This window comes from Clostridium sp. CTA-19 (assembly GCF_054767855.1).
Window position 1 is genome coordinate 116543 of the sequence record NZ_BAAABH010000009.1, and the last position, 7402, is coordinate 123944.

Sequence of the window (7402 nt, forward strand, 5' to 3'; positions counted from 1 at the left end):
ATATATATATTAAATATATTGTTTAGTATAAGGAATAATTTGGGAGGAAGAAATGGGCCTATACAGATACAATAAAAATATAATTTCTGTAAAAAATGGTTATGTTACAGGAAAAAGTGAAGGGGATTTAGTTCTTTTAATGGGATGTCCTTTTGAAGAAGATAGTAATTACTATGAATCAGTAGATGTTGTTATACAGCAAAAAAGAATGAGTGAAGAAACTATGCATTTAAATATAAAAGGCTGTGATTTAGATTTGGACTTAATTAATGTTACTGAAAGTGATAAACAAGAGATTATGATAAGAGGTGTTTTAGGAGGAGAAGTAGCACATCTAATTGCATATGTATATAAGTATGAAGATGGAACATTAACAGAAATTTTTAATTATAATAATTTTTATGAAAAATATGAATTTAAAGCTAGATATTTAGATAATTATAATATTGAAATTTTCTGTGAGGAAACTAAAAAAAGGTTTGTTTTAAATATTAGTGACAGTAATGATGAATATTTAAATCTTATATATAGCAGGAATGGAAAAGCCTTAGGTAATAACGCTCCATATATATCTGCCATAAATGCTATTTATCCAGTAAAACAAGTAGGAAAAAATTATAACTCATTATTAATACAACAAATTATGATTGAACCGTCGAATGAACATATGCTAGGAATTATAGAAACATTATTAGATATAGATGAATATGGGAAAATGAAAGTTATATATCAATCCATTATGAAAACAGGAAAAACATATAATAGTTTAAGGGAGAGTAAAATCTATCTAAATATAGAAGATATTATACCAGAAGGATCAGAAATTATTTCTTTAAATAAATTTGGTGGTAAAAATGACATTATTAAATTAGATTTAGATAATGACAAAGAAGATGAAATTATATATGCTTATAATTATAAAGGATATGGTCATATAGGAGTATGTAAGTCTACTCAAGATGGATTAGAGGTTGTAGATGATTATGAAGGAAAAGGGGATGATATAGGTTATTTAAATATAAAAGAAGTGTGTTCTAGAAAAAATAAAAATATAATAGTAGGATGGAAAATACGAAACTTTACTTGTAGACTGGATTTGTTAGAATATAAAGATAAAAAAATAAGTAGTTTAATTCCGGATACTATACTATGTTTTAATAAAATAGATGTTGTAAATTTGGAAACTAAAAAAGAAAAATTGAATGAAATAGTATTATGGTATAAAAAGAAAAAAACAGGTTATGAAATAAGCATGTATAAATGGATAAAAGGAAATCTTATTGAAATAAATAAGTATAATAAATATTATTATACAAAGGTTTTAAAGTACTACGATGAATTAATAAAAACCAAAAATAATTCTATGGAATATTTATATAATGTAGCAAAGGCTAAATATTTAGTATCACAATATGAAGATGCACTAAAAACTATAAACAAGGCAATGTATTTAAAATTAACTTATCCATCAATAGAAGAGTTACGGGATTTTCAATATGTATTAAGTGAAGGGTTAAAGGAAAAATAGGTTTAAAAGTTGTATAGCTAAATTTAAAAAGGTACTTTAAAATAATTTAAAGTACCTTTTTGTTTATATAATTCATTAGAGATTAATTGATAAAAAGTTATAAGTTCTACATTAATATAAATAATTAAAAATTAAATTTTACTATTATTTAGTGAGATGATTGGAAAAATTTAATTACTTTTCCCATTCATCAGCATTTTTTAATCCAGGTATAGATGACGCTTTAAATACTGGAGTTTCAATACCAGCTTTTTTCTGAGCAACATAGTCTTTTAAAGCTAAGAAAGCGTATTTACCTAAGAATAGTATAGCTATTAAGTTTACAATAGCCATAATTCCCATGAACAAATCAGCTAAGTTCCAAACAAAATCTACTTTTACTAATGATCCGAATAGAACCATTGCAACTACTAACGCTCTATAAACATTTAAGAATACTTTGTTAGCTTTTATAAATTCTATGTTAGATTGTCCATAGTAGTAGTTACCGATTATAGAACTAAAGGCAAATAAGAAAATACATACAGTAACAAATACACTACCAAATGGCCCTATTTGAGAACTTAAAGCTTGTTGTGTTAATTCTATACCAGTAAGGTTTGTGTCAGAATATGTTCCAGATGCTAATATTATAAATGCTGTAGCACTACAAATTATTAAAGTAGCAACGAAAACTCCTAATGTTTGAACAAATCCTTGTTCAACTGGGTGAGATGCTTCAGCAGCAGCAGCAGCATTTGGAGAACTTCCCATACCAGCTTCGTTAGAGAATAATCCTCTTTTAATACCTTGCATTATAGTTGCACCAAGTCCACCAGCAGTTACTGATTTAAACCCAAATGCATTTTCAAGTATAAGTTTTAATATTGCTGGCACTTGAGTAATATTTAAAACAAGTACTAATATTGCAACTGCTATATAAGCTATAGCAAAAATAGGAACTATTACTTCTGAAACTCTAGCTATTCTTGTAACTCCACCAAAAATTACTAATGATGTAAGAATAACTATAATGATTCCAGAAACGTTTCTGCTTATTCCAAAAGCACTATCGAAAGCTACAGTAATAGTATTAGCTTGAACTGAGTTAAATATTAATCCAAAAGATATTGTAATTAATATTGAGAAAATTATTCCCATCCATCTTTTGTTAAGTCCTTTTTCCATGTAGTAAGCAGGACCACCTCTGAATGCTTTACCGTCTTTAACCTTATAGATTTGAGCTAAAGTACATTCTACAAAACCAGAAGCACTTCCTATAAGAGCTATAACCCACATCCAAAATACAGCACCAGGGCCACCTAAAGAAACAGCGATAGCAACTCCTGCTATGTTTCCAGTTCCAACTTTAGAAGCTGTACTTATACAAAATGATTGGAAAGAAGAAACTTTACCATCTTTACCGCCAGCTTTACTATCCTTGCTAACAAGAAGTCTATACATTTCTTTTATGTACCTAAATTGAACAAAGTTTGTTTTTATAGAGAAGTATAAGCCTGATAATATTAAAAGTGCGATTAGTATGTATCCCCAAAGATAGTTATTGGTCGTTGAAATTAAATTGTTTAAAAAGTCCATGAAATTCCTCCTCAGTAAAAAATAAAAATTAATCTCTATGAATTATTTTAGTATGAACGTATTTATGTTTTTTTATATATTAAATAAATAACGCAAATAAAGTAATGAATTTTCAATATATAATAATAATACGAAATACACTAAAAAAAGTCAATTTTCAACAAAATAAGAATAGAACAAATTAACAGTAAAATGATAGTTAAATTAAAGAAAAATTCAAAAATAAGTAGTTTTTATAAACAGTTAACAAAAAATTAAAAAATAAAGAGAGGTTTTTAAAATGGTATCTATAGTGCGTTAAATAAAGAAAGAAGAGGATTTTATGGAGCTTATGAATAAAAATTACAATTGAAATGTTAAAAAAATATGAACAGTTATAATTTTATATGCATTAATATGATTTAAAGTGGTAAAACAATAAATTGGAAATTTGTTGAAAAATAAAAATATACAAAAAAGGAAATGTCTTAAAATAATAAAAATAAATTTTAAGACATTTTTATATTATGAAAATCCATTAGAGATTAATTTATATAATATTTTATAGTAGAAATAAATAATTAATTAATTTTCCCATTCATCAGCATTTTTTAATCCAGGTATAGATGATGCTTTAAATTTAGGGTTCTTAATGCCTGATTTTTTCTGAGCTGTATAATCTTTTAATGCTAAGAATGCATATTTACCTAAAAATGATATAGCTATTAAATTTATTATTGCCATTAAACCCATAAAAAAATCAGCTATATTCCAAACAAATTCTACTTTAACTAAAGAACCAAACATAACCATTCCAACAACACAAATTCTATATATGGTTAAGACTATTTTATTAGTTTTAATGAATTCTATATTAGATTCTCCGTAATAGTAATTACCTATTATGGAACTAAAAGCAAATAATAAAATACAAATAGCTATAAAATAATTACCAAAAGAACCTATTTGTGAAGTAAGTGCATGTTGTGTCAATTCTATACCAGTAAGGTTTGAATCAGCATAGGTTCCAGAAGATAAAATTATAAATGCTGTTGCACTACAAATTATTATAGTATCAACAAAAACACCTAGAGTTTGAACAAGACCTTGCTCTACTGGATGATATGCTTCAGCAGCAGCAGCAGCATTTGGAGAACTACCCATACCAGCTTCATTAGAGAATAAACCTCTTTTGACACCTTGCATTATAGTAGCTCCTAATCCACCAGATGTAATTGCTTTTAATCCAAAGGCATTTTGAAAAATTATTTTTAAGATATTTGGAAGTTGAGTAATATTTAGTACAAGGACTAAAAGTGATACAATTATATAAGCTATGGCAAAAATAGGTACAATTATTTCAGAAACCCTAGCAATTCTTGTAACCCCCCCAAATATTATCAAAGATGTAGCAACAACAAGAATAATACCTATAGTAGTTTTACTTATTCCAAATCCACTATTAAAGGCCACTGAAATTGTATTAGCTTGTACAGAATTAAATATTAGTCCGAAAGAAATAGTAATAAGTATTGAAAATAATACTCCCATCCATCTTTTATTAAGTCCTTTTTCCATGTAATAGGCAGGACCACCTCTGTAAGCATTTCCATCCTTAACTTTATAAATTTGTGCTAATGTACATTCTACGAAACAAGAAGCACCACCAATTAATGCTATAAGCCACATCCAAAAGACTGCTCCTGGACCACCTAAAGCTACAGCAATAGCAACTCCTGCAATGTTACCAGTACCTACTTTAGAAGCAGTACTTATACAAAAGGATTGAAAGGAAGATACACTACCTTCTTTCTTTTTATCCTTATTACCTCCATTTAAAAGAAGTATAAACATTTCTTTTATATATCTAAACTGAACAAACTTAGTACCTATAGAAAAATATATGCCAAGAACTAACAAAAGGGCTATTAGTACATATCCCCAAAGATAGTTATTAGCTGTTGCAATAAAGTTATTAAAAGATTCCACTTAAATTCCCCCTTAAGTTTAAAATTAATCTCTATTGAATAATAATTAAAAAATTTATATGATTGTTATTTAGGGTTATAATCTCTGATTTTAAATTAAATATAAAATTTTTAGTATTAATTGATAAAAAATGAGTACAGTTATAATTAGTTAAATTTAAGAATTAAGAGTTAAAAGTAAAAAATAACTTTAGTATTACGAACATATTGAGCAATAATCAATATAATTCTTAATTAAAATTAAATTTTAAAATTATTAGTTCCAAGACTTGGATACCCAAAATAGTGAGACATGATTCGAAAAACTTCAAATTCAACACTACATTTTGTATAAAAATAATTTAAAGCTATTAAATAATTTTAACCTTATAACCCTTTTGAAAATCAAAATCTTAAATATATGAACTTAGAAATAGATTTTGTATTTTATAAAAAAGTAAATAGAAAGAAATGTAGAAAAATGTAAAAAATATAAAAATAATAACAAAAAGTAATTATATGTATATAAGTATACAAAAAAGTCAGAAAAAAATCAATTTTCAATAAAATAACTAAAATAATTTATATTTAAATTTTAACAAATAGAAAAATGTAAACATAAATGTATATACACATAAATTAACAGAAATTTAAAAGAAAAATAAAGGTATTTTACGTGTTTAAATCAAATTAATGAGTGGAGATAATTTATTGTAATTTGGGGGGAGTAAAATTTGGAATCTTTAAATAATAATGAAGAGTTTTTTGAAAAGAATAACTATATATTTGAAAATATTGAAAATATGAATAAATTCTATAAATTAATGAAGGAGTTTGGAGAAGAAAAAAGTAAAAAAAATTCTAAGGATATAAAAAATGAGATGCATTATAAATTTAATTGTGAAGATAATACAGAGTATAGTTTTTTATGCCGATCGTTAACAATAAAAGATTATATTCATCTTTTAAAAAATGAAATTAAAATTTTAAATAATAGTATATTATATAAATTTAAGGAAGATAAAGATTATTTCAATTTCTATAATCAATTTTCAACAAAATCAGAAGTTAGTATACTTAACTTACAAGATGAAAAGGATTTAGATATTAAATATTTACAGTACTATCCCGGAATTAGAATATATTTAGACAATGAAAAAATTATGAGTTTAAAAAATGAAAAATATTTTATTAGAAATTACGTAAAGTTAGATTTAAATATAATTAAATATATAATATTTCCGAATAGAAAAGTATATAATTTTTGTGAAAATTGTATGAATACTAATCTAAAGAAAAAATCTATAATATTAAATATAGAAAATAAAATTATGGTAAAGGAATATATTTATATGTGTAATTACAATGTATATAGAAGGAATAACAAGTAGCCCTAAGATAGAATTTTAATTGGTTCTATTTTAGGACTACTTTTTATTAGATATTAAAATAGATTAATTAATTATTTTAAATCTGATATATAATAAATGTAGAAGCTTCTTTGGGATTATTGAATATAGGAGCTAAGTAATAGTTGCTAAATTTATTAAAATTAGTGTAAAAATGTGTTGAAATGTACTCATAAAAGGAAGTGAGTATATTAAAAGCAAAAAGAACTCCTACTAATCGAAGGTATTATACTTATGACCAATATTTAGAATTCAAAGGTTTTAAAAAAGAAATGGAAAGAAAAGTAATCATTTATACAAGAGTTTCTACCAACAATCAAAAAGATGATTTGAAAAATCAAATTGAATTTCTAAAGAATTTTGCAAATGCTAAAGGTATTATTGTTGATGACGTTATATCTGATATAGGAAGTGGATTAAATTATAACCGAAAAAAATGGAATAAACTTTTAGATGAATGTATGGAAAATAAAATTGATTCTATTTTAATAACCCATAAAGATAGATTTATACGTTTTGGTTACAATTGGTTTGAAAGATTTTTAGCAAAATTTGATGTCAAAATAATAGTTGTTAATAATGAAAGTCTTTCACCTCAAGAAGAATTAGTTCAAGATATAATATCAATATTACATGTTTTTAGTTGCAGAATTTATGGTCTTAGAAAGTATAAAAAAAAGATTAAGGAGGATGAAGAAATTGAAAAGAGCTTACAAGATAGAGATTAAACCTACTTTAGCACAAAAAATAAAAATACACCAAACTATAGGAATATCAAGGTTTATATATAACTTCTATCTTGCTCATAATAAAGAAATTTATCAAAAAGAAAAAAGATTTGTAAGTGGAATGGATTTTTCAAAATGGCTTAATAATGAGTATATCCCTAATAACCAAGATAAAAAGTGGATAAAAGAAGTATCTTCTAAAGCTACAAAACA

General features: G+C 25.0%; 5 protein-coding genes and 1 pseudogene. 4 read left to right on the forward strand and 2 right to left on the reverse strand.

Annotation, left to right across the window (positions count from 1 at the left end; translation table 11 throughout):
- Positions 1-52 precede the first annotated feature (52 nt).
- A complete protein-coding gene (locus tag ACYUE0_RS07175) occupies positions 53-1528 on the forward strand; it encodes a hypothetical protein (protein ID WP_460270021.1) in 1476 nt (491 codons plus the stop codon).
- 174 nt (positions 1529-1702) lie between these two features.
- On the opposite strand, the gene ACYUE0_RS07180 is transcribed toward ACYUE0_RS07175, so the two are convergent.
- Both ACYUE0_RS07180 and ACYUE0_RS07185 read right to left on the reverse strand, forming a co-directional pair.
- Positions 1703-3106 (reverse strand): alanine/glycine:cation symporter family protein, encoded by a 1404-nt coding sequence (locus tag ACYUE0_RS07180; RefSeq protein ID WP_460270022.1) that lies wholly within the window; start codon positions 3104-3106, stop codon positions 1703-1705.
- 564 nt (positions 3107-3670) lie between these two features.
- Entirely contained in the window at positions 3671-5074 is a 1404-nt protein-coding gene (locus ACYUE0_RS07185) for an alanine/glycine:cation symporter family protein (protein WP_460270023.1), read from the reverse strand.
- Between the two features lie 712 nt (positions 5075-5786).
- On the opposite strand from ACYUE0_RS07185, the gene ACYUE0_RS07190 reads away from it, so the two are divergent.
- The 3 genes and pseudogenes from ACYUE0_RS07190 to ACYUE0_RS07200 form a co-directional block, all read left to right on the forward strand.
- Positions 5787-6443: a hypothetical protein gene (locus ACYUE0_RS07190; protein ID WP_460270024.1), complete on the forward strand. Its 657-nt coding sequence runs from the start codon at positions 5787-5789 to the stop codon at positions 6441-6443.
- 209 nt (positions 6444-6652) lie between these two features.
- Positions 6653-7189 (forward strand): annotated as a pseudogene (locus ACYUE0_RS07195) (IS607 family transposase); the annotation flags it as partial.
- On the forward strand, positions 7152-7402 hold a 251-nt coding region (locus tag ACYUE0_RS07200), incomplete at its 3' end, for a helix-turn-helix domain-containing protein (RefSeq protein WP_460270025.1). The pseudogene ACYUE0_RS07195 and the gene ACYUE0_RS07200, both read left to right, overlap by 38 nt.

Excerpts from the sequence above, each read along its gene's own strand:
- ACYUE0_RS07175 (WP_460270021.1), top strand. The coding sequence starts at position 53 with ATGGGCCTATACAGATACAATAAAAATATAATTTCTGTAAAAAATGGT.
- ACYUE0_RS07180 (WP_460270022.1), bottom strand. The coding sequence starts at position 3,106 with ATGGACTTTTTAAACAATTTAATTTCAACGACCAATAACTATCTTTGG.